This window comes from Pedobacter ghigonis (assembly GCF_903166585.1).
Taxonomy (GTDB): domain Bacteria; phylum Bacteroidota; class Bacteroidia; order Sphingobacteriales; family Sphingobacteriaceae; genus Pedobacter; species Pedobacter ghigonis.
In genome coordinates this window covers 57,061-79,993 of record NZ_CAESCM010000020.1, presented here as the reverse complement: position 1 = coordinate 79,993, position 22,933 = coordinate 57,061, and the positions used below count along the sequence as shown (strand labels likewise).

The window sequence follows — 22,933 nt, the reverse complement described above, 5'->3', positions numbered from 1 at the left end:
ATCTGAAAACTACCTATAACCTTGTTTATCATTTGAACAACGAAACAAACATATCGCCAAATACCACTACCTGCTGCTATTGTGGCGTGGGTTGTGGTATTGTGGTAAATAAAGACATCCACGAAAGGATTACGGTTGAAGGCGACAAAACCCACCCAGTAAACAAGGGCATGTTGTGCAGCAAAGGGATGAACCTGCATTATACCGCAAACGATAAAAGCGACCGCCTGCTTTACCCCGAAATGCGCTACAATAAAAATATGCCTTTGCAACGGGTAAGCTGGGACACTGCACTGGATAGAACGGCCGCTGTATTTAAAGCACTTATCAAAAAATATGGCCCTGATAGTGTGGCCTTTTATGCCAGCGGGCAATGTTTAACCGAAGAATATTACGTAGTAAATAAATTAATTAAAGGTTTTATCGGTAGCAATAACATCGATACCAACAGCCGCTTATGTATGAGCAGTGCGGTTGTTGGTTATAAAATGAGCCTGGGCGAAGATACCGTACCCATTAGCTACGATGATATTGAAATTGCCGATTGCATTTTTGTGGCTGGCGCAAACCCGGCTTGGTGCCATCCCATCCTGTGGCGCCGGGTTGAAGCCGCTAAACAAAATAACCCCAATTTAAAAATCATTGTCAGCGACCCGCGTAAAACCCAAACCTGCTCACTGGCAGATGTGCATTTACAACTAAACCCCGGAACAGATATTACGCTGCACCACGCCATTGGCCGCTGCCTGATTGAAGACGGGAAAGCAGATGCTGATTTTATCATCAACAGCACCAACGGTTACGAAAAATACCATGAAACTGTTTTTCAAACCACGATAGCAGAAGCAGCCGCCATTTGCGGAATCGAAGAAAGCGACATCCGCCTAGCCGCCGGTTACATTGGCAATGCCAAAGGTTTTATTACCATGTGGACCATGGGGCTTAACCAAAGCGTGGTGGGCACCAATAAAAACCTTTCGTTAATTAATCTCAACCTGATAACGGGGCATATTGGCAAACCCGGCAGTGGTCCATTTTCACTGACCGGGCAACCCAATGCCATGGGCGGTCGCGAAGTAGGTGGATTAAGCAATTTATTACCCGCACACCGCAACCTTGCCAACGAAAACCACCGTAACGAGGTAGAAAAATTCTGGCAAATCCCTTTGGGCACCATCCAGGCTAAACCGGGCTTAACTGCCACCGAAATGTTTGACGAGCTGAACTCAGGAAAACTGAAAGCCGTTTGGATTCTGTGCACCAATCCATTAATCAGCCTGCCTGATGTACGCGCAGCTGAAGCCGGTCTAAAGAATGCCAAATTCGTAGTGGTACAAGACATCAGCAATAAGGTAGAAACACTAAAGTATGCCGATGTAGTGCTACCGGCAGCCGCCTGGGCCGAAAAAGAAGGCACCATGACCAACGCCGGACGCTATATTGCCTATCTGAGTAAAATTACCGAGGCACCCGGAGAGGCTTTACCCGATTCGGAAATCATTTGCCGCTTTGCACAAAAAATGGGCTACAGCGGCTTTGGCTTTAAAAATGCAGCCGCCATTTACGATGAACATGCAGCACTTACTGAAGGTACCAATATTGATATAAGCGGGCTTAACTACCAGATTTTAAAAGAGAAAAGGGCGGTACAATGGCCTTACCCCAAAAACAAAAACACGGATGGAACTGCGCGTTTATTTACCGACCATAAATTCTTTACGCCCGATAAAAGGGCCAACATTGTATCTGTAAACGATGCCAACCAATCGGAAGCCCTCAGCCCTGAACATCCGCTGATTTTAACCACAGGCAGGATCAGAGATCAGTGGCACACCCGCAGCAAAACGGGGAAGGTTAACAAACTGAACCAACACATCAGCGAATCTTTTTTAGAAATAAATCCGGTTGATGCAGCAGCAAGAAACATTAAAGACAACGATATAATCGAAGTGTTAAGCTTACGCGGCAATGTGCGTGTAAAAGCCAAATACTCTACTGATATTAAACCCGGTGTTGTTTTTATGCCCATGCATTGGGGATTGATTTTGAAAAGCGATTTAAACCGCGTAAACAACCTAACCAACAACCTGGTTGATCCGTTAAGTAAAGAACCCGATTTCAAGTTTACCGCTGTAGAAGTAAAGCTTTATAAAAAAGCAAGGCAAAAAATTATTGTAATTGGTGCTGGTGCCGGAGCCTGCGGTTTTGTTAAAAGCTACCGGGCACTAAACACAACCGACGATATCGAGATTTTTAGCAAAGAAGATTTCCCTTTTTACAACCGCGTACTCCTTCCCGATTACATTATCGGCACGCTCCCATGGCACAACCTCATCAAAATGAGCGATAGCGAAGAGGAAGATTACAGAATTAAGCTACACCGTGGCTTAAGTATCGAAAAAATAAATAAAGCAGATAAAACTGTTACCGATAGCAACGGAAAAACGCATCATTACGATGTACTGCTCCTTGCAACCGGAAGCAGAGCTTTTGTGCTTAAAGACCTGCCAAAGCTGAATGGTATTTTTACCATGCGTAGCCGTACAGATGCAGATGAATTTAAGAAACACGTAACCCAAACCAACGGCAAAGTGGTAATTGTAGGTGGTGGTTTGCTGGGAATTGAACTGGCTACATCGCTTGCCGAAACAGGCTCAAAAGTAGCCATAATCCAAAGGATTTCGCGTTTAATGGGCCGCCAGCTCGATGCTTTGGGTAGCCAGTTATTACACGAAGAATTGATTAGCAAGGGAATCGAAATATTTTACAACGATGAGGTAGACCGTGTTATCGGCGAAAAAAATATTACGGGTGTACGCTTAAAAAGCGGGTTGATGATCGATTGCGAATCTTTTGTAACCGCCATTGGTACTGTGCCAAATATCGAATTGATTAAAGAAGCCGGCATAACCTGCAAAAGAGGTGTGGTGGTTGATGAATACCTGCGAACCAACGAAGAAGACATTTTTGCCATAGGTGAAATTGCCGAATTTAAAGGCGAAATGTATGGCATTACCGCCGCCGCAGAGCAACAGGCTGAAATAGTAGCACGATTTCTATGTGGCGATATTGCTAAATTTTACCAGGGCAGCTTGTTGATGAATATTTTAAAAATGCACAGTCTCGAACTTTGTTCGTTAGGTCTGGCCGAAATACCCAACAACGACCCTACCTACGAAGAAATTGTTTTTATTGACAAGGCCAAACGCTATTATAAAAAATGTATTGTACACAACGACAAACTAGTAGGCGCAATATTAATTGGCGATAAAGGCGAGTTCCTGGAGTTCCGCAACCTGATTGAAAACAAGATGGAGCTGAGCGAAAAAAGGCTTCAGCTTTTAAGAAGCGGCAAAACAACGGAACCGCTTATTGGCCGAACCGTTTGCAGCTGTAACAATGTGGGCGAGGGTAACTTAATCAACAAAATAAAAGATGGCTGTAAAGACCATTTACAACTTTGCCAGCTAACCGGCGCAGGCATGGGCTGTGGCAGTTGTCGTCCCGAAGTTAAAGCCATTCTCGATTCTTTTGTAAACGTACTCAAAACCGAACCTAAAGCCGCTCTGGCCGAATAAATTAAACTGAAAGCGATGATGAAAACAACTCTTGGTCCTTCTGAATTTATTAACGTTAAAGGCATCGAATATTTTAAGTTCGAAGAAGATTTTATTGAAGAAAATGTACGTTGCATCCCGATGATTGTCCGTTTTAAAATGGATGCTGCCGGGATAAAACTCAAACTCGCCGAATGGAGCCGGTTTCATCCGCAAGAGCGGGTGCAACTGGCCTTACTGCCTGTTTTTACACAAGAGGAAACCAACAAATACCACCAGTTCTTAATTAGCCTGATTGCCAAATACACCGGAAACCAGGCCACCACTCTCCCTATTGATCCGCTGCCCGACTGGGCCAATTTACACCAAATCCCAGCCATGCTTCAGGAGAAACTGGCAGAATTGCAGCTACAGCTTTCCATTAGCCAATGGCGAAAGCTCACTAACATACAGCGATTTGCGCTTTTAAAATTATGTAGGCCTGGGCACGAAAACAAGAACTTCCCCAAAGCCATTATCGAATTTGGAATTTAACCAGCTGAGTATGTACAAAACGATCATTATTAACTTTCCAGGGGGCATTATCTCGCCCGGCAAGCTATACAACATCCTTGTAGCAGCGAGTAAAGCACGCATACAATACGTACGCTTTGGTCTGCGCCAACAGTTATTAATCGATACCACAACTTACAACGTTGATATTTTTACGGCAGAACTAGATAAGCTGGAAGTTGACTATGAAGAAAACACCAATAATTTCCCCAACATCATCAGCTCTTACCCTGCCGAAGAAATTTTTATCCAAAAAACATGGCTAACAGAAGGCGTGTACAAGGATATTCTCGACAGCATCGACTTTAAACCAACCATTAAAGTAAATATCAGCGACAGCGACCAGAGCATTACCCCAATGTTAACGGGTAACATTAACTGGATTGCGTCTTCGCAATCAGAACATTACTGGCATGTTATCGTCCGTTTTCCAAAAACTAACGTAATATACGAATGGAACCACCTTTGCTACACCAACCACATTGCGCAGGTAACCAAAGGTTTAGAAACAATTATAAAGAGCAATCCGGATAAATTTATAGATAACCCTACAGCAAATGGCGAAGAATTGTTTGCGGCGCTGGATCATGATCATTTTATCATTAAACCTGCACAGCAATCCGTTTCCCTGTCATCGTTTAATCTTCCGTATTATGAGGGTTTAAACCGCTATAACAATAAATACTGGCTGGGCATATACCGCCGCGATGAGCTGTTTAGCATCGCTTTCTTAAAAAAACTATGTCAGCTCTGCCTGGCTACCAAATTAGGCCAGCTTTGCTGTACCTCGTGGAAAACCATCATTATTAAAGGGATTAACGAAGAAGATAAAAAGCTTTGGAATACGCTGCTCGAAGAATTTGAAGTGAACATGCGCCATGCGGCCAATGAGCTTAACTTTCAGGTAGAAGACAATTGCAATGAGGGTTTGGCACTCAAAAGTTTTCTGGTAAAAAGCTTAAGCATTGATGATACCCGCACCTTTGGGATTTGTTTCGGCATTAAAACCCGTAAAAAAAGCGAGGTGTTTAGCAGCATATTGATTCGGAAACGCCATTTAATCGATTTGTTTGGCTTAAAACTCTTTCCGGTATACGATATTTTATGCGCCAAAGATTTTAACCCTAATGAGCGTACAGGAGAAATTTTTAGTCGCAGCAATCCAAGCTTTCTGCTACCTGAGCAAGTGAGGCGTGCAGTGTTTAGGTTTTACAAATACCGTTTAAACACCATCAAAACCGATCAGCAGCAACCCTTAATTACTGAAGAACCAGCAAAAAAACGCAGCGACTTTTTATACCAGTGTAACAGCTGCCTCACGGTGTATAACGAAAAAACAGGAGATGAAGCCCAGGGTATTTTACCAGGAACTACATTTAAAGATTTGCCCGATAAATATTGCTGTCCGCTTTGCGAGGGAGATAAAAGTGATTTTAGCAAGATCGATCAATCTGCATTGCAATTGCTGTAAACACAAGTGGCCTACAGTCCATTAATTTCGGCATGGGAATTAAAGTTCCCGAAAAAACGATCGTCATTATCTTCAACAGCTATTTCGCATACCTGCAGCTTACTCAATACAAACTTCATACTGTGTTTGGTTAATTGATGCGTTTGTAATAAATGCCAGATGCTTTTTAAACCTTTGGCCGTATAAATGCCACACAATGGCTCTTGCTGACCATTCCGGGTAAAGATATAGGCATCGAAAGATCCGGTGGCATGGTACGCATCTGATAATTGATTGAGCAACCTGTGTTCCATCATCAATAAATCGCAAGCCAGTACAAATAAATCATGCCTGGGGCTTAACAAATGTGCAGAAAGTACGCCCAGTAGCGGCCCTCTAACGTCAAGCAAAGTATGATCGGCCACCAGCTGTGCTGCTCCGAAATAACCTGCATAAGCTTCCTGCTGGCTGGCATTAACCGAAAATACAACGGGTATTTGCAACGATGCAAGTTTATCGGCTGCCAGCTGTGCCCAAAGTTTATCCTGATGGCTTAACAACCCCTTATCGGAGCCCATCCTTAAACTTTGACCGCCACATAAAACTACGCCTAACATAGCCAATTGCTTTATTTATTACTCAATTCTTTTAACCCCGCTTCATTTAAAATACCAATTTGCTTACCCGCTACCACAACCAGTTGTTCTGCAAGCAACTCGTTCATGGTCCTGAAAACCGTTTCATAAGTTGCACCGGTATAAGCTGCCAAATCTTGTCTGCTTAAAGCCAGGTTTAAAAAACCAGCTTCATTTAAACCAAACTGATCTTTCAGGTTCAAAATAGCCATAGCCAACCTGCCTTTAACCGACATTAAGGCCAGGTCTCTCATTTTCTTCTCAGAGGTATGCAGCTCATCGGCATAAAACATTAGCAAACCATAGGCAAATTCCTGGTTTACTTTTATGGTAGCCTTAAAAAATTCGATATCAACAAAACAAAGCTGGGTAGTTTCTAAAGCTGTTGCCGATATCGGGTAAGTAGAAATGTTATTGCTGATTCCCCTATGGCCAATAATTGCACCATCGTTGGCAAAACGCAAAATCAGTTCTTTATCGCCCCAATGCTTATGTACTTTTACATTACCCGAAGTTACGAAATAAACCCCGCTCACCGGATCACCTTCTTTAATAATCACCTCCCCTTTTTTGGCTATAAAATTCTTTCTATGGCTTTCGATAGCAGGATGCCATTCTTTCAAAGTAAGCTGACACATAAAGCACGTTTTAAGATCGCAACTACTATTTTTCTTCATATACACAATGGGATGGATGGTAAAAGTAATAAATGTTGCTGATTTTTAATCCGCTTTATGCGAATTAGCAGCTTCTCCACCATTGTTGAAAATTTTCTTGCAATAAAACTCCCTGATGATGAACGTTTAGCGTTTTTTGCCGGCTAACTGTGCATAAAGAAGTTTAAAGATATGCCGTCAAATTATAATTTTGTGTTATGGCAAATACGAACGTTAGAAAATCAATTCAGAATAAAATCGAATCATTGGGCAAGGAAATTGAAACCCTGCAAGGCGAATTAAAAAGATGGGAGAAAATCGCCGCTGATTATGAAACCAACTCAGAAAGTATCGATCTGATTTTATCGATTCAATTACCTGAAAAAGCTGAACCTAAAGCTAAAAAAAGTAAAGCCGTATTGGCTTAAAAAAAGAAAACCCGGACAATGTCCGGGAATTCAACTCATTCAAAATCTTAGTGCTCATATTCTGCAACAGTTTCGCCTGTTTTACGTACCGGAATTTTTGCCCTTGGCTTTACCTGTGCCGGCAAAGCTTTACCTTCTGTTTGTATAGGTTCTTTTTTCGTTGATTTTTTCTTGAATTTACGTCCGTACCAAATCAGAAAACCGGTAATGGGCAAGCTTGCGCCTATTAAAGCGGCCAAAAATGCAAGCACTTTACCCGGAAAGCCTAAAATGCTACCCACATGGATATCATAATTCATTTTCCGCAGCTTACCACCAAAACCTGCCTCATCGTAAGGAATGGCATAAACTCCTTTTCTCTGAAATTCTTTTAAGGTGTGCTGATCAAAAGTATAGCCCTGGTTATTGTAAAACTGACCTTTGTTGGGATAAACTGTAATGTTGATGGTAGCTTTCGCTTTACTGGTATCGGGGAAATTATAATAAAATCCTGCTGATTTCGGATGCCTGCTGATTACTTTGTTCCAGGCCAGATCCATGGCTTTTTGAGGGGTATAAAATTTACCTAAAGCCAGCGAATCGGATTCTAAACGCTGAAAATCGCCCAGCTTATCGCCACCCGAGGTTATCCAATAAAGGCCTTCGCTGTACCATCTGATACCGTATACCATACCAGTTAGTGCAATAAACAATAAAAAGATAAGCGAATAAAAGCCCAGTACGTTGTGCAGATCCAAATTAACCCGTTTAAATGAGGCACCCCACTTAATCTTGAAACTCTTATCGCGGGTAGATTTGTTCCATTTTTTAGGATACCACCAAATCAGCCCGGTAATGAGTAAGACTACAAAAATCAGCGTACCATAGTTTACAATTGGCCGGCCAATGGCGTAAGGCAACCACAAAAAGCGGTGTCCGTTTAAAATAAACCTAAAAAAGTCTACCTCGCCTTTTTTATGCACCACCGTGCTGATTACCTCGCCGGTGTATGGATTGATTTTAAGGCTTGTTCCGCCACCTCTTCTGCCTTCATCTTTTTTACCCCTTAAATTCAAATTAATAGCCCTTCCCTGCTGATACTGCGCATAAGAAGGCACTTTATCCGGGTAAAGTTTAAAAGCAATGGCGCTCAGCTGCGAAGGTTGGATAACCGGTTTATCCTGTCTTTCGATTTTCGTTTCAGGTTCTAATAAGGCGGTAATTTCTTCGTTAAAAACCCAAATACAGCCTGTAATACAAACAATCAGAACAATAACGCCCGAAACCAGGCCCAGCCAGAGATGAAGCCATTTATTGATCCTATTAAATAACGAATCTTTATTCTTTTTCTTTGCCGGAGTAGTTTTGATTACCGTTGCCATTGTCCTGTTTTGTTTGATGTTGAAATGATGATTTTAAGCTTATTTTAAATGCTGGATTGCGGTAATTAAACCACCTTCTACTTTTAATCCCTTTGTTGCGGTTAGTGCCGATGCATCAACTTTGTACACGTAGCTGGTTCCATCTTTAAGGTTTAAACCGATGTAAGCTGTTTTACCGTCTTTAGGTGTATAATTATTGGTGGTAATGCTCGAAATATCAGTAGAAGCAGGTATTCCGTTAACTTTTTTAAATGTTTTATCAACCACATTTAAAATTCCGATGGTTTTTCCGACTGTGTAAGCACCTTTTTCTGCTTTTGGTATAGCGTTTACCACAAAATTATTGTTACCGATATATAACCAGTTGGTAATTACGTTACCACCAGAAACTGATTCAAAATCAACAAAATAACTCAAATCAAATTCGGTAGTACCAGCCTTAATTTTGGTAATAGCCGATGGTTTTGTAGAGCTTAATACACCATTGGTAACAGCTACAGAAGAAGAGAAAGCATACACATCGCCGTTCTCTACCAAACCTAAACCATCGGTAAAATACCGGCCGATAAAGCTGGTTCTGTCGTCTTTAATTACCTTTTCAAGTTTCATCTCCGGGTAAGAATAAACAGCAATCCAGGCATTGTTAGGGAAATTTGTACCAAAAGATTCACCGCAGCAGGCCTTAATTGAAAAATATGGTGCATAAACTTTGTTGCCTACTTGTTTAATCCAGCTAAAGTGGGCCGATTCGCCGTTGCTTGATGGTGCCTGAACGTCAATGGTTCCTTCGCCTGCAATTAATAAACTATTGGTATTTACCCTGTACCAGTTGGCCAGTGGCGTAACAATATTTCTTGGTATTTTAACCAAAAGGATATCATCATTTACCGGAGCAAAAGCCTGCACCGTTTCGGTCTGGAAATTAGATAGTTTATTTAGCTTACCTGACAGGATGTTGTAGGTAGTTACAGCACCTGGATTTCCTTGTCCGTAAAGCATGCTGAAAAATTTATTGTTATGGGTAACGTAATAACGGTAGGTTCCGTCTTGTTCTACACCATTACCAACGGTAGAAATGCTGCCTTTATCTAAATCACTTGCAGTAAGCAGGTAATCTGCTACTCCGGTTGATGCTACCGGCGTTACTGCCAGAATAAAATTACCGGGGTTGTTGGGAATACTTTCGCCTTCTTCTTTTTTAGAACAAGAGGTTAGCACAGCAGCAAAAGCTAAAGCTATAAACGCTTTGGTTAAATTTGTTTTCATTATGAACTGTTTTAATAATTAATTATTGATTTAATTGATAAAATATCGAAGGTTGAGGTAGAAAGCCCTGCCTGGTTTTTGAAGGCTAAAATTGTCGAAGAGATTGGCGTTGGTGATATTTTTGGCTTCCAAACCAATGTTGTAGCGACCTTGTTTTAAGCTATAAACGAGGTTTACATCGTGGTTAAACTGCTGTGGAATAACCTTTTTATCGTCGCTGATGGTTTTACCACCCTGGCTTGGCCAGTATAACCAGAAAGCATGTACATACAGTAAATTATAACCTACAGTAAGGTTATTGCCTTTATGGCCAACATCTCTGAGTGATACCGAAACATCTCCGTTTCCATATAAATAAGGGATATTGGGCATTTGATCGAGGTAAACGATACTGATTGAAGTGAATCTTTGTCCGGTACTGGGGTCGGTTTCGTATTTCTGCAGGTTTTTAAGGTTTTGATAGGTTACGGTTGTACCTACGCTTAACCAGTTCTTGTAAGAATACCTGATTTCGGCATCGCCACCTACTGTTCTTACCCCATCGCGGTTATCGGCTACCAGTTTGGATTGGTTTTGGTTTAAGCGGCTATAAATGAAATTGGTTGCGTTTCTGTAAATTCCATTGGCCGAAAAAGCAAAGTTATGATCGTGAGAAACCGAAAAAGCATAGCTTAATCCTAAATTAAAATTATCGCTTTTCTCAGGTTTTAAGCCGGGGTTGGCATCCTGGTTTTCTACATCACCAAATATTTCCTGGGCTTCGGGCATGCGGTTGGTTAATTCGTACGAAGCTTTTAACTGAAGGTTTCTGTTTAAAAAATAACTTGCTGCTGCTCCGTAACCCAGGCGCTCCAGGTTGTTTTTACCTGCGCCAGTACCACTTCCGTTAACATTATTCTGGTTAATGTATTTTCCAAAAACCGTAGCGCTCCATCTATTTTTCACGTCAAAGTTATAGCCAAGTCCTAAAATATTCTTGTTGGTTTTCTTTGTCCGTTCGTACTCTGCATTGGTTGGATTCAGTTCATCACTTCCCTTACGGTTAAGAGTGCTGAAAACATTACTCAGCGCTACCGATTGATTATCGTTAATGCGGTAATTGAGCATGGTTGTGGCCAGGCCATTGTTGTTTTTGTATTTGTATAAACTTCTTGCGCGCTCGCCATTCGATCCGTTTGGTTTACTATTGCCATACCAATCGTAACGTACATTGAGCGTATCGATATTTTGCTCATTACCCAGGTTGTAATTGGCATTGATGGTTACATCCAGCCCTTTGATGAGGTTTTCTTTCTTGTATTTTAAGCTGGGCATTAAAATATTTCCCCTGCGGTGCCAGCCCCCAAAAACCGAAGCCATCCGGGCACCAGTTTGTATTTCTTTATAATTCTGGCCAACAGTAACACCAAATAAGAGTTTATCGGCATAGCTTTTTCCTACTACACCAACATTGGCAATTAAAGTTTCGTTATGGTAGGTATCGTTAAACCTCCGCAGTTTAGCGGCTGGAGCATAAGCTCCTGTCCAGATATCTGATGCTTCAACGGTTACTTTGTAGTCGTTATCCGAATAGTTCTGAAATGCATTTAACTGAATAGTAAAGCCATTTTTTGAAGTTGTGGCGGCATTAATTACACTTCTGTGGGTATTAAACGAACCAAAAGAATAAGAAGCATCGATATAGTTGCGGTAACGGTCGCCGGTTACAATATTAATCGCCCCACCAAGGGCATCCGAACCCAGCCACATTGGTACTACACCTTTGTACACTTCAACCCGGTCTGCAATATTAATCGGGATATTGTTGATCTGAAAAGAAGAACCAAAATTATCCATCGGTATCCCGTCTATAAAATACCTTACGTGGTTGCCCGAAAAACCATTTAATGAAAGGTTAAAGTTAGAACCCACCCCTCCCGATTCTCTTACCCGTATGCCTGCAACACGATCCAAAGCTCCCGAAATATCGAGTGTGGTATTGTACAGCTTTTTCGCATCAACCGCAGTTACATTAAAAGCCTGCCGGTTTACCTCCTGTGTAGCCGTTCTGCCAATTACATTCACTGTTTCCATCTGTTCTGCAGATTCGGAAAGATTAAAATTCAGTCCACTTAACGGTTTATCGCCAATGGTAATCTCTTTCTTAAGGGTTTTAAAACCAATGGCCGATACCTGTAAAGTGTAATTTCCGGCGGGGATTTGTGCGATTTTAAAATTACCGCTACCATCGGTAAGGGTACCAAAATTTGTTTTATTAACTTTTACGGTGGCACCAGGAAGCGGATCGCCGCCGCTGGTTTTAACTTGTCCTGAAAGGCCCGGTATTGGATTTTGGGCTGAAGCAAAAATTACACAGGCACATAGTATGCCCAATAGCAAAATTTTCTTAATTTGCATGGCTTTTAATGGAGATTAAAGGTGAGCCGGATTTCCGGTTTAGCCACACGGGTCCGAAACCGTGTGGCATTTTTATTTCGGGCAAATATAGCCTCTATTTAGATCAAGTCCAAATAAGAATAAATAAATGTTAAATTTCGTTAATCCTCACCTTTAAGCCTGGCAGAAAAAACGCTTAGGATAAATCTTTTAAAACACTCAAACCCTTTCACTTAAAAACATGTTCTTCCTATACAACAAAAACAATGTATATGAAAAATTTAATTTATTTGATGGCCATTTCGGCTTCGGTTTTAACGTTCCAGGCATGTAGCGGAGGGAATAAAGATGCTAAAGAAAGTGCCGACAGTTTAAACATGGCGAAAGATACCACAACCAATGTGGCAGCTACCGGTGGAATTGCAGTAGATGAAGCTGATGCCAAATTTACCACTCAGGCTGCTGTGGGCGGCATGGCCGAAGTAGAACTGGGAAAAATGGCGCTCGAAAAAAGCAGTAATGCAAAGGTGAAAGAATTTGCCACCATGATGGTAAAAGACCACGGCATGGCCAATACCGAATTAATGGCCATAGCCAAACTCAAAAACATTACCTTACCAAATACAGTTGATGATGAGCATAAACAGAAAATGGACGACCTGAGTAAAAAAACGGGGGCAGATTTTGATAAAGCTTATGTAGATGCTATGGTAAGCGGACATAAATCAACCCTGAAGTTAATGGAAGATGAGGCTAAAGACGGAAAAGATGCCGATCTCAAATCATTTGCAACCAAAACTGCTCCCATTGTTCAGAGCCATTTGGTAATGATCAATAAGATAAACGATGGTATGAAATAAAAAACGTTAATCACCTTCAACACTGGTTGAAGGTGATTAATAATTGCCTTTAAAATTATCTCTTCTAACCAAATGGGCAATTGCCTGCCTGATTTGCTCGTAACCAACAGGTTTTACAAAGAATTTATCGCAATACACCTTAAAGGCATCGAGTGCGTGCCTTTCATGGGCAGTCACAAAAATGAGGTACTTTACGCGATCACGTATTACTTTGGCTATATCAATGCCCGATACTTCCATGCCAATATCAAGGAAAAGGAAATCAATTTCACCATATGCGCGGATTGCCTCAACCCCCGCAATCGGATCGGTATAGGTAGCTAACATGGTAAATTCTTTCATACGTAAAATACAACCTTTCAGGATATCGATACTGATCTGATCATCGTCGATTATGACACAGGTATAAGGTTTAAGATGAGGTAGCTGCATTAACTTTTCCTAAGCGTTAACAAACCCCAAGCCAAACCCTTAGCTGAGCAAGGCCGAATAAGCTGTTCTACCACTTAAAACATCAGAAAAAGCAGCTTACAAAGGCTGGATTATTTCCAAAAAAACAGCCTCAACAGGCATTTAAAGCTCAATTTTAGCCAAATATGCAATTATAACTCTGGCGGCGTATAACGTTCTATAAATGTCTTCCTGCTAAGCAATTTTAAATAGGGATAATTTCCGTTTAACTGCGGTCTTTGTTTAAGCTCATATAGAAAATGGCCACCCAAATCGACGATTATCTTTGCGGTAGCACAATACCACACACTATGAGGCTGTTTCCAGCAAAAAGAATAGAGGTTGGAAGTAAATTTTATGTCCTTCAACTCATTGTGGTAAAAATTCAACGGTTTGGGGAATAAATTCCCCTGTTCTACCTCAATTTTTCGCACCATCGAAAGATGGTCGCTATGGCAAAATTCATAATCCTTTAATTTAGGATCATCCACATCAGGTAAGTGTTTTAGCACTTTAAAGCCTTTAAATTTCTTTCCATTCAGCACCCAAATCAGGTTTGGATAGAAAGATTCGCGGCTATTTAATTCAGCTAATGAAATTGGGGAATTCTGAAACTCTATGGTGTAACCCGAAGGCGTAAAGATATCAGCCCGGTGCAGGTCATTATTGGCGCTATCGTAAAAGGCAATTTCTCTGAAAGAAGACGGAAAAGCAAGCTTCCACTCACGGTGCCAGGCAGTTTCTTTTCTGTAAAATTCTTTTTTTAGCATCGAAACATCCTGAACGGGTTCGGGAAGGGGATTTAATTTCTTCATCAACTATTGCCCGGAAAATTGCTTAATTAGGGATACGCAAAAATAAACTAAAAATATTAGCATACAAAAAAAATATCCGCTATACAAGTCTGCATAATACTCCAGGCTAAAATTATTTGGTCTGAACCAGAGCCATATATCAGATTAAAACGAAACTTGTTTTTAAGTACCAGCAGTATAATGGTAACTTTGCAGCATGACCCTGGAAGAATTAAAACAGTTAGAAGATTTTTTCGCCAACGCAGAACCCCAGCAGGTTCCAATCTATCTAAACGAGGCTACCGTAATTACAGATTATAAACATTTTCTGGAGAGCCATTTTCTTCCTTTAAGGCTTAATCCCGATGCCAAGGTAAATGCACCGCTGGTACACCGGCTTAAAATGCTGAAGTTGCTGATCGAATCGAACGCTTAACGGCAAACTCATTTTCTTAATAAATTGGTATATTTTAGCCTATTAAACAAATTCAAATAGTGAAAGCTTTTAACCTCTTATTCTGCATCCTGTTTATTGTTTCTGCCGGTTTACAGTATAACGATCCCGATCCTTATGTTTGGATGCCTATTTATCTTTTTGGTGCCGGGCTATGCTGGATGTATTTCCGTGGAAAATATTACCGTAAAGCTTATTTAGGTGGAATATTGGCTTACAGCGTTTATGCCATATACCTCTTTTTTGATAAATACGGTGTATTGAACTGGTATAACGACCATGCTGCCGAAAACATAGCCATGAGCATGAAAGCAACTAAACCATGGATAGAAGAAACCCGCGAATTTGGAGGCTTACTGATCCTGATTGTTGTACTTGCCATTAATTACCTAACCACCAGGGCAGCTTCGAAACGACTGGCCTAAAACAGCTTTTAACTGATAAAAGTAAAATTTAGAATTATTGCGGGCAGATTTTAAAACTTGACGAGCATCAGTTTTTAAAACAAATATTTCCAACTATATTGGGCATAATTGGTTATACCTATACCTTGATGCTTCCTTTATGACAAAAAATATTTTCATTGCCTCGGCCGAACCTTATACCGGAAAATCGGTAATCGCTTTCGGCATGATCAATATGCTGTTGGCAAAAACCCAGAAAGTAGGTTATTTTAAACCCATTATTGCCCAGGATGACCCGAATGTTAGAGACGAACATGTAGAGGCCATGCTCGATTATTTTTCGCTACCGGTTAAATACGAAGATGCTTTTGCTTTTACACGGCAGGAAATGCTGCACCAATCGGATGATAGCAGTACCATCATCAATACCATTATCAGTAAGTATAAAAAACTGGAAGACAATTATGATTTCACGGTAATTGAAGGCAGCGATTTTTTAGGCGAAGGCATGGCATTTGAGTTTGAATCGAATGCGCTAATGGCAAAAAACCTAGGTGCACCGGTGCTTATTGTCGTATCAGGAAAAAACAAAACAGCCAGTCAGCTTTTTAAAAGCGCAATTAATATATACCGCAATTTTTTATTAAGGGATGTACAGGTGCTTGGCGTGGTGGCCAATATGGTTAACCCCGAAGAGGCCGAACGCATTAAACAGGCCCTAACCAATCAGTTACCGGCCGAACTACTGATAGCGGTAATACCAACAGAAACCGGCTTGCAAAGCCCAACCATGAAAGAAATTACATCGGCACTGGGTGGCGAAATACTTTTTGGCACAGAGTTGCTCGACAATCAGGTTGATAATTTTGTAACCGGTGCCATGATGTTGCCTAACTTTTTAAGGCACATTAAAGATAACCTGCTGATTGTTACGCCAGGCGATCGTGGCGATATCATTATTGGTGCACTTCAGGCCAATTTATCGGCCAATTACCCAAAAATTGCAGGTATTGTTTTAACGGCTGGCAGTTTACCCGATGAGCCCATAATTAAACTGATAGAAGGTTTACAGACCATTATCCCAATAATTGCAGTGCAAAAAGGAACTTTCGAAACCACTACTACCATTGGGGGTATTCATTCTAAAATTACCATAGCAAACAAAAAGAAAATCGCACTCGCTATTGAGCTGTTCGAAAAATATGTAGACAGCAAAGCGCTGGATAATAAAATTATCACTTTTAGCTATCAGGGCATTACACCGCACATGTTCCAATACCAGCTGGTTAAATGGGCCAAACGCGATAAAAAACACATTGTTTTGCCAGAGGGAAATGACGAGCGGATTTTGAAGGCGGTAGAAAAGCTTATTGCCCAGGATATTGTTGACATTACACTCCTTGGCGACCCAGTTGAAATTGGGAACAGTATCAAAAGGCTTGGCCTTAATCTGGATGTCAATGTATTAAAAATCTACGACCCTATCCATTCTGAGCAGTATAATAATTATGTTGATACGCTGCACGAACTGCGCAAGGCCAAAAATGTAAACCTCGAAATGGCCAGGGATATGATGACTGATGTTTCTTACTTCGGCACCATGATGGTTTATAAAGGCGATGCCGATGGCATGGTATCTGGCGCGGTACACACCACTCAGCATACTATCCGTCCGGCGCTGCAATTTGTTAAAACGAAGCCGGGTGTATCGGTTGTGTCGTCCATCTTCTTTATGTGCCTGCCAGAACGTGTGGCCATATTTGGCGATTGTGCGGTTAACCCCAATCCTACTACCCAGCAACTTGCCGAAATCGCCATTTCGTCGGCCGAGAGTAGTGCCCGGTTTGGCATCGAACCCCGCATAGCCATGCTCTCCTATTCGTCGGGTACATCGGGCGAAGGCGAAGACGTAGAACGGGTAAGAGAAGCTACAGCAATTGTAAAAAGCAGGTTTCCTGAACTAAAAATTGAAGGGCCAATACAATACGATGCTGCTGTTGACCCTTTGGTTGGCCAGCAAAAACTACCAGGATCGGAAGTAGCCGGCCGTGCGAGTGTACTTATTTTCCCGGATTTAAATACCGGTAACAATACCTACAAGGCCGTACAGAGAGAAACTGGCGCACTGGCCATTGGCCCCATGCTACAGGGTTTAAACAAACCCATAAACGATTTAAGCCGTGGCTGCACGGTAGATGATATTTTTAACACTGTTGTTATTACAGCAATTCAATGCCAGGATCTTTAATATGAACATTTTAGTAATCAATTCAGGAAGCAGTTCTTTAAAATACCAACTCTTTAAAATGCCAGAAAAAAGCCCGGTTTGCAGTGGCCTGGTAGAACGTATTGGCATTGAAGGCTCCTTTATAAAACATACCGTTTATACAGCGGGCAGTAAACACAGTATAGAACAATCGGCATTTATTGCCAGCCACAGCGAAGGCTTAAAACAGGTACTCGCGTTGCTATGTGAAGGCGAGTATGCAGTAATAGCAAGTCCTGATGATATTGCGGCTGTTGGCCACCGCGTTGTACATGGCGGCGAGCATTTTAACGGACCAGCGCTGATAACCGATGAAGTAAAAAAACAGATCAAAAAGCTGTTCTCACTCGCTCCCTTGCATAATCCGGTCAATTACAAATGTATTGAAGTAGCCGAAAAGACTTTTACAAAAGCGAAACAGATTGCCGTTTTTGATACAGCCTTTCATCAAACCATACCCGAGCAGGCCTACCGTTATGCCATACCCGAATGGTACTATAAAGAAGATGCCATCAGGGTGTATGGTTTTCATGGCACCAGCCACAAATATGTGAGCGAACAGGCTATAAAATGGCTGGGCAAAGGGGATACAAAAGTTATCAGTGTCCACTTAGGAAACGGCTGCAGCATTACGGCCATTCTCAACGGTAAATCGGTTGATACGAGTATGGGCTTTGGTCCATTAAGCGGTTTGATGATGGGAACACGATCTGGTGATATCGATCCTTCGGTTATTTTTCACCTTATGGAGCATTCTGGCTATACCTTAGAGCAGCTGAGCACTTTACTCAATAAACAATCGGGGCTTTTGGGCGTTGGCGGATCGAGCGATATGCGCGACATTAGAAAGCTGGCAGCAGAAGGTAACCAGGCCGCTGTTTTAGCCCTTAAATTATACGCCTATCGCATCAAAAAGTTCATAGGTGCCTATACTGCCATTCTAAATGGCGTAGATGCAATCGTTTTTACAGCGGGTGTAGGCGAAAACGACAAGCAGATGCGCGAAGCAGTATGTACTGACCTTGATTTCTTAGGTATTAGCTTAGACACCACACAAAATAACAGTTATGCAGGCGAATTGAAGGAAATCAGCAGTCCCTCATCAAAAGTAAAATTATTGGTTATCCCAACAAACGAAGAATATGAAATTGCCCATCAGTGTTACGATCTTTTAACTGTTAATTAGCTTACCGTTTTGTATAACATTCATTTTCTGCATACCCTTTATCGCTTTCCTCACTAATTCTTTTATTTTTAGTTATGAACCTATCTTTTCCTATCCTCGAAGCTTGTACTTATTTAAATACCGCCAACTCCGGCTTACTATCTACCGAGCTGGCTGCCTGGCGCAAAACACATGATGAAGCATTTATTGCAGGTGGCAGTATTTTCAGAATGGAAAATGCGGCAATTATTAACGATCTCAGAAATAATTTATCAGCATGTTTCGGCGCAAAGGCTGATAACACCTATCTGGTCCCAAATTTTTCGGTAGGTTTTAATACGCTACTAAGCGGACTTGATAAAAGCCATCGTTTTTTACTTTTAGAAGAAGAATATCCATCAGTAAGTTATCCGGTAATTAGCATGGGATTTGAATACCAAACCGTAAAAATTGATGCAAATCTGGAAAACAACCTGATCCAGGCCATTGAAAAATTTAAGCCAACAGCACTGGCTTTTAGCATGGTGCAATACATTAGTGGCCTCCGGATGGATAATGACTGGATACAAAAGTTAAAAAGCAGCTATCCACAACTGCTGGTAATTGGCGATGGCACTCAATTTACAGGAACTACTGCCTTTAATTTCGAAAAATCGGGGTTAGATGCGTTGTTAGGAAGTGGGTACAAGTGGCTGCTGGGAGGTTATGGTAATGGTTACGCCTTTCTTTCTGATGCTTTAAAAGACCAGCTTTATCAAAAAAACAAACTTGCAGCGTTACCTACTGCCCCGTTTTTACAAGGTAAGGATCATTTATCGCTATATTTTGAACCAGGCCATTTAGATACTTTAAACTTTGGCACACTGAACCAAAGCATTGTAAACCTTAGCGCGATTGGTTTTGATGAAATTGAAAAGACAACACAGGCACTCAGCAACAAAGCCAGGCTAGCGCTAAACTCGAGAGGATTAATTCCAAACTGGTTAATGGAAAGGAAATATCAATCGACCATTATCAGCATGCCCCTTCATCAGAAAAAGGTAGAACAGCTTCAGGCTGAACAAATCATTTGCTCGCCAAGAGGTGCCGGCACCCGCATTTCTTTCAACTTTTATAATACCGAGGAAGAATTGAACAAGCTATTAACTGTTTTAGACAAACCTTAAACCTGTTGATTCAAACAAAACATTAACAAGCTAAAATACAATAACTTAAAAACACTAAATTCAACAAATATTTTTTGTAAAATATTCTTATTTTATAAAAAGTATTCGTGTGGGATAAGGAAAAATAACGCGTCAAATAAAAAAGTTACAAACTATATTAAAAAATGAGCGTTAAATAAAAAGACATTAACAAAACTATCCTTATGTACACACAAGCCGCAGAAAACACAGATCTTACTGTTCACGTTCAGGATGATGCATCTATTGATGACAAAAGAGAAACTTTGCTAAAAAGCTTACTCGACGGGTTAAATGCAGAAACAGCTTCTTTTAATTAAACAACTAAAAATCAGAGGCATTCAGTTTTCAAAAGAATTACTTGAAATACGAAAATCTTTAAAAAAGAAAAGGGCGAAACAAATTAATGTTCACCCCTTTCCATCTAAATTAACGCTCTCGCGACAAAAGTAGAAATTATCGGCAAAAACCAATGTAACAAATGAGTAACATTGACCTCGCTAAATCATTTTAGTTTACAATTTCCTGTGCCCTCCGCAGGTTATCTGTAGTCTGCAAAATCTTATCCTTTAATTTTGAGTTATAGTTAGGGTGCGATTTCAAAAATTGCTGCACCACCTGATAAGCTTCGCGACTATTATAAGTCGAGAATATTGCCGCTAACCACGATTGCGGGAAAAATATATCGCCTGTTTGCTGTATTTCTTCCAATAAAGCCAAACTTTGCCCCAGGTATTTGATAGAAGTTCCCTGTCTTAACGGATGATGTAGATAAGCCAATGCTGTAGTTGTCCATGCCTCTTTCTGACGGTTTTGACGCGCTTTTAAACTATCAAAGAAACGATCTCTTTCAGCTGGATCCAATGATAACGCTGGCATCAGATAAATCAGTCTGTTTTTACGGTCGGTATTACTGGTGCGTGCTAACTGTGTTTTTAAAATGCTATTTGCCGTATCGGTTTTAAGAGCCAAGGTCAAAGCCATACTACTATAATCATCTTCCTGCAGTTTAACGCCATCTGGTGCCAATTGTTTATCCCAAATCTGGTAAAGCCTTTCCCCTGCTTCTTTCCCCATATAAACATTTTGGTAAGCGTTGAATAAAATCTTTTTATGGTTTTGCTGTTCCTGCTGTTGCATAGCTGTCCAAATGGCATTTTCGAGGCTAGTATGCATGCCTGTACGCATTTCTGACGTAAGAAAAGTCCAGTAAATATTAGTCAGATAGCTAGTAATTAACCTTAAATTCATTTCGTTTTTCTCAATGGCTAATCCTTTCAGATAAAAATTAAGCAATGACTTAGGTTTAAAGTGATTGCCTGCAAGCATATTTTCGTAAGCATTGATATAAATTGATGCACGCTCCAGTGGATTGCTTTTCACATCCATATTCTCCATCATCAGCATATCAACAGGAAACAAGCCATAACCCGCACCATCGGCATTAAACAGCATGTACTGCGGTTTGGCTAATCCTTTAGCCTCGTTAATAATTGTAGTAGCATTTGCCGCATTCACATTTAAAATCTTACTGTTATCGCCATAAACCAGTTTAATGGTAAATGCCTGAGGCCATACGCGAGGCTCTCCATTTTCACTTTTTTGCGTTAAAATTAAGCTACTGATGTTATCGCCATCGTATTTAATTTCGTAACCAAATATGGGTCGACCGGGTTGGTTTACCCAAACTTTGTTCCAGCTGTACAAATCATTTTTGGTGTATTTACTCAAAATCGCAATCAAATCGTTCCAGGTAGCATTTTTATAGGCATAAAGTTTAAGGTACTCGCGAATTCCTTTCTGAAAAGCTGCTTTGCCCATTAATTGCTCCAGCTGGCGCATCATAATTGGCGCTTTGTGGTAAATGATGTTTCCATACATCGACCCCGCCTCCTGCAAATTATCCAATTGCTGACGAATAGGATTAGCACCTAAAGTACGATCTACACCATAAGCCGCAGGATAATGATCTTGTAAAAACTTCAAATCGAAAGTGCTTTTACCCATCAGCTTTTCTGTAACCTTATCGGCCATAAAATTGGCAAACACCTCTTTCATCCACACATCATTAAACCACTTCATGGTAACCAAATCGCCAAACCACATGTGTGCTGTTTCGTGTGAAATAAGATTTGAACGCGAAATAAACTGATCTTTAGTAGCCCCCTGATCCAGAAACAAGGCCGACGATTTGTATTGCACTTCGCCCGGGTGCTCCATACCTCCAAACTGAAAATCGGGAATGGCGGCAAAACCGATTTTTTGAAAAGGATATTTAATGGCCGTCCAATCTTCCAAAAAATCGAGCGCATCACTATGGCCTGTAAACACCGAATCGACACTGAGCTTAATTTTAGCAGAATCTGTTTCGCGGTGCAAAAATTCCATGTTTCGGTTTTTCACTTTTCGGTTTAGGTAATTATATTTTCCGGCAGTAAAAGAGAACAGATATGTGGGGAGTTTATCCGAATTTTTAAAATTATAGGTAATTGCATTACCATTAACCAGCGAATCCTTTTTGGCAGCATTAGCCATTACTTTCCAATCACTTGGAACGGTTAATGAAAGTAAAAAATTAGCTTTTAAATCGGGTTGATCAAAACACGGAAAAACGGTGCGCGCATGGTCTGGAACAAAAAGTGCGTATAAGAAATCTTTATTCCTATTTAGCGATTCGTTGCCAGCCACAAACTCAATGGCAATGCGGTTATTCCCCAAATGTAAATCCGTGTGGGCAATGAGGATATGCTCTTCCTTAAAGTTAACAGGGACTTGCTTTCCGTTAACGATAATGCGCTTTAAATGATCAGCATTTTGCTTAAAGTCAATCTGTACATCACTTAACTTATTTAATTTAAAATCAATGTTTTCTGTAGATTGAATGACTGCACTAAGTTCTTGCGGGATACTAAAATGAACCTGATACTGAATATTACTGATCGTTGCGCTTCTGTGGCTTGCCAGGGCGAATGATACACCCGGCTGAACTGGTATATCAGTATTATTTTGTTGGGCAAAAGCTGCCTGCCCGAGCAATAAAAAGGTAAAAAAGTATTTAGAGTTAATCTTCATCGT

The 22,933-nt window shown here is 40.9% G+C and carries 19 protein-coding genes; 11 read left to right on the top strand and 8 right to left on the bottom strand.

Going from position 1 to position 22,933, the window contains the following annotated elements; all coding sequences use genetic code 11:
* Window positions 1-32: 32 nt before the first annotated feature.
* The 3 genes from HWV58_RS22210 to HWV58_RS24460 are packed head-to-tail and all read left to right on the top strand — an operon-like array spanning window position 33 to window position 5,580.
* Window positions 33-3,578 carry a nitrate reductase gene (locus HWV58_RS22210; RefSeq protein ID WP_235972798.1) on the top strand — a complete coding sequence of 1,182 codons (3,546 nt, stop codon included), beginning with the start codon at window positions 33-35 and terminating at the stop codon, window positions 3,576-3,578.
* A 15-nt stretch (window positions 3,579-3,593) separates the two neighbouring features.
* Window positions 3,594-4,091: a nitrate reductase associated protein gene (locus HWV58_RS22205; protein ID WP_205944117.1), complete on the top strand. Its 498-nt coding sequence runs from the start codon at window positions 3,594-3,596 to the stop codon at window positions 4,089-4,091.
* 10 nt (window positions 4,092-4,101) lie between these two features.
* A complete protein-coding gene (locus HWV58_RS24460; protein WP_175636195.1) occupies window positions 4,102-5,580 on the top strand; it encodes a rubredoxin in 1,479 nt (492 codons plus the stop codon).
* A gap of 11 nt (window positions 5,581-5,591) precedes the next feature.
* Here the strand turns inward: HWV58_RS24460 and mobA are convergent, their stop codons facing one another.
* The gene (mobA, locus tag HWV58_RS22195; protein WP_175636194.1) at window positions 5,592-6,176 is read right to left on the bottom strand and encodes a molybdenum cofactor guanylyltransferase; all 585 of its coding nucleotides are present in this window, start codon (window positions 6,174-6,176) and stop codon (window positions 5,592-5,594) included.
* Between the two features lie 11 nt (window positions 6,177-6,187).
* Entirely contained in the window at window positions 6,188-6,832 is a 645-nt protein-coding gene (locus HWV58_RS22190) for a Crp/Fnr family transcriptional regulator (RefSeq protein WP_235972797.1), read from the bottom strand.
* A gap of 236 nt (window positions 6,833-7,068) precedes the next feature.
* On the opposite strand from HWV58_RS22190, the gene HWV58_RS22185 reads away from it, so the two are divergent.
* Entirely contained in the window at window positions 7,069-7,278 is a 210-nt protein-coding gene (locus HWV58_RS22185; protein ID WP_124559904.1) for a hypothetical protein, read from the top strand.
* Between the two features lie 47 nt (window positions 7,279-7,325).
* Here the strand turns inward: HWV58_RS22185 and HWV58_RS22180 are convergent, their stop codons facing one another.
* Genes HWV58_RS22180 through HWV58_RS22170 form a run of 3 tightly spaced genes read right to left on the bottom strand, consistent with a single transcriptional unit; the run spans window position 7,326 to window position 12,302 of the window.
* A complete protein-coding gene (locus HWV58_RS22180; protein ID WP_175636192.1) occupies window positions 7,326-8,639 on the bottom strand; it encodes a PepSY-associated TM helix domain-containing protein in 1,314 nt (437 codons plus the stop codon).
* A gap of 39 nt (window positions 8,640-8,678) precedes the next feature.
* Complete coding sequence (locus HWV58_RS22175) at window positions 8,679-9,905, bottom strand: DUF4374 domain-containing protein (protein ID WP_175636191.1); 1,227 nt, start codon at window positions 9,903-9,905, stop codon at window positions 8,679-8,681.
* Window positions 9,906-9,935: 30 nt separating this feature from the next.
* Window positions 9,936-12,302 carry a TonB-dependent receptor gene (locus HWV58_RS22170; protein ID WP_175636190.1) on the bottom strand — a complete coding sequence of 789 codons (2,367 nt, stop codon included), beginning with the start codon at window positions 12,300-12,302 and terminating at the stop codon, window positions 9,936-9,938.
* 251 nt (window positions 12,303-12,553) lie between these two features.
* Between HWV58_RS22170 and HWV58_RS22165 the strand changes: the two genes are divergently transcribed.
* Window positions 12,554-13,141 (top strand): DUF4142 domain-containing protein, encoded by a 588-nt coding sequence (locus tag HWV58_RS22165; RefSeq protein ID WP_175636189.1) that lies wholly within the window; start codon window positions 12,554-12,556, stop codon window positions 13,139-13,141.
* A 36-nt stretch (window positions 13,142-13,177) separates the two neighbouring features.
* Here the strand turns inward: HWV58_RS22165 and HWV58_RS22160 are convergent, their stop codons facing one another.
* Together HWV58_RS22160 and HWV58_RS22155 are read right to left on the bottom strand one after the other, a co-directional pair.
* Entirely contained in the window at window positions 13,178-13,573 is a 396-nt protein-coding gene (locus HWV58_RS22160; protein ID WP_175636188.1) for a response regulator, read from the bottom strand.
* 170 nt (window positions 13,574-13,743) lie between these two features.
* Window positions 13,744-14,406 (bottom strand): competence protein CoiA family protein, encoded by a 663-nt coding sequence (locus HWV58_RS22155; RefSeq protein ID WP_235972796.1) that lies wholly within the window; start codon window positions 14,404-14,406, stop codon window positions 13,744-13,746.
* Window positions 14,407-14,602: 196 nt separating this feature from the next.
* On the opposite strand from HWV58_RS22155, the gene HWV58_RS22150 reads away from it, so the two are divergent.
* The 6 genes from HWV58_RS22150 (at window position 14,603) to HWV58_RS24540 (ending at window position 20,178) form a co-directional block, all read left to right on the top strand.
* Entirely contained in the window at window positions 14,603-14,821 is a 219-nt protein-coding gene (locus HWV58_RS22150; RefSeq protein ID WP_166211874.1) for a DUF6965 family protein, read from the top strand.
* A gap of 59 nt (window positions 14,822-14,880) precedes the next feature.
* Window positions 14,881-15,264 carry a transmembrane 220 family protein gene (locus HWV58_RS22145; RefSeq protein WP_175636187.1) on the top strand — a complete coding sequence of 128 codons (384 nt, stop codon included), beginning with the start codon at window positions 14,881-14,883 and terminating at the stop codon, window positions 15,262-15,264.
* Between the two features lie 139 nt (window positions 15,265-15,403).
* Window positions 15,404-17,491 (top strand): phosphate acetyltransferase, encoded by a 2,088-nt coding sequence (pta, locus tag HWV58_RS22140; protein WP_175636186.1) that lies wholly within the window; start codon window positions 15,404-15,406, stop codon window positions 17,489-17,491.
* 1 nt (window position 17,492) lies between these two features.
* Window positions 17,493-18,695 (top strand): acetate/propionate family kinase, encoded by a 1,203-nt coding sequence (locus HWV58_RS22135; protein WP_175636185.1) that lies wholly within the window; start codon window positions 17,493-17,495, stop codon window positions 18,693-18,695.
* Window positions 18,696-18,769: 74 nt separating this feature from the next.
* On the top strand, window positions 18,770-19,840 hold the full coding sequence (locus HWV58_RS22130; protein ID WP_175636184.1) for an aminotransferase class V-fold PLP-dependent enzyme: 1,071 nt from the start codon (window positions 18,770-18,772) through the stop codon (window positions 19,838-19,840).
* A gap of 203 nt (window positions 19,841-20,043) precedes the next feature.
* Window positions 20,044-20,178, top strand: a complete 135-nt coding sequence (locus HWV58_RS24540; protein WP_262890337.1) for a hypothetical protein — start codon at window positions 20,044-20,046, stop codon at window positions 20,176-20,178.
* A gap of 190 nt (window positions 20,179-20,368) precedes the next feature.
* Here HWV58_RS24540 and HWV58_RS22125 read toward each other — a convergent pair whose 3' ends face one another.
* Entirely contained in the window at window positions 20,369-22,930 is a 2,562-nt protein-coding gene (locus HWV58_RS22125; protein ID WP_175636183.1) for a M1 family metallopeptidase, read from the bottom strand.
* Between the last annotated feature and the right edge of the window lie 3 nt (window positions 22,931-22,933).

Excerpts from the sequence above, each read along its gene's own strand:
- HWV58_RS22175 (WP_175636191.1), bottom strand. The coding sequence starts at position 9,905 with ATGAAAACAAATTTAACCAAAGCGTTTATAGCTTTAGCTTTTGCTGCT.
- HWV58_RS22180 (WP_175636192.1), bottom strand. The coding sequence starts at position 8,639 with ATGGCAACGGTAATCAAAACTACTCCGGCAAAGAAAAAGAATAAAGAT.
- HWV58_RS22125 (WP_175636183.1), bottom strand. The coding sequence starts at position 22,930 with ATGAAGATTAACTCTAAATACTTTTTTACCTTTTTATTGCTCGGGCAG.
- HWV58_RS22205 (WP_205944117.1), top strand. The coding sequence starts at position 3,594 with ATGATGAAAACAACTCTTGGTCCTTCTGAATTTATTAACGTTAAAGGC.
- HWV58_RS22170 (WP_175636190.1), bottom strand. The coding sequence starts at position 12,302 with ATGCAAATTAAGAAAATTTTGCTATTGGGCATACTATGTGCCTGTGTA.
- HWV58_RS24460 (WP_175636195.1), top strand. The coding sequence starts at position 4,102 with ATGTACAAAACGATCATTATTAACTTTCCAGGGGGCATTATCTCGCCC.
- mobA (WP_175636194.1), bottom strand. The coding sequence starts at position 6,176 with ATGTTAGGCGTAGTTTTATGTGGCGGTCAAAGTTTAAGGATGGGCTCC.
- HWV58_RS22160 (WP_175636188.1), bottom strand. The coding sequence starts at position 13,573 with ATGCAGCTACCTCATCTTAAACCTTATACCTGTGTCATAATCGACGAT.
- HWV58_RS22135 (WP_175636185.1), top strand. The coding sequence starts at position 17,493 with ATGAACATTTTAGTAATCAATTCAGGAAGCAGTTCTTTAAAATACCAA.
- HWV58_RS22185 (WP_124559904.1), top strand. The coding sequence starts at position 7,069 with ATGGCAAATACGAACGTTAGAAAATCAATTCAGAATAAAATCGAATCA.
- HWV58_RS24540 (WP_262890337.1), top strand. The coding sequence starts at position 20,044 with ATGTACACACAAGCCGCAGAAAACACAGATCTTACTGTTCACGTTCAG.
- pta (WP_175636186.1), top strand. The coding sequence starts at position 15,404 with ATGACAAAAAATATTTTCATTGCCTCGGCCGAACCTTATACCGGAAAA.
- HWV58_RS22190 (WP_235972797.1), bottom strand. The coding sequence starts at position 6,832 with ATGTGTCAGCTTACTTTGAAAGAATGGCATCCTGCTATCGAAAGCCAT.
- HWV58_RS22130 (WP_175636184.1), top strand. The coding sequence starts at position 18,770 with ATGAACCTATCTTTTCCTATCCTCGAAGCTTGTACTTATTTAAATACC.
- HWV58_RS22165 (WP_175636189.1), top strand. The coding sequence starts at position 12,554 with ATGAAAAATTTAATTTATTTGATGGCCATTTCGGCTTCGGTTTTAACG.
- HWV58_RS22150 (WP_166211874.1), top strand. The coding sequence starts at position 14,603 with ATGACCCTGGAAGAATTAAAACAGTTAGAAGATTTTTTCGCCAACGCA.
- HWV58_RS22155 (WP_235972796.1), bottom strand. The coding sequence starts at position 14,406 with ATGAAGAAATTAAATCCCCTTCCCGAACCCGTTCAGGATGTTTCGATG.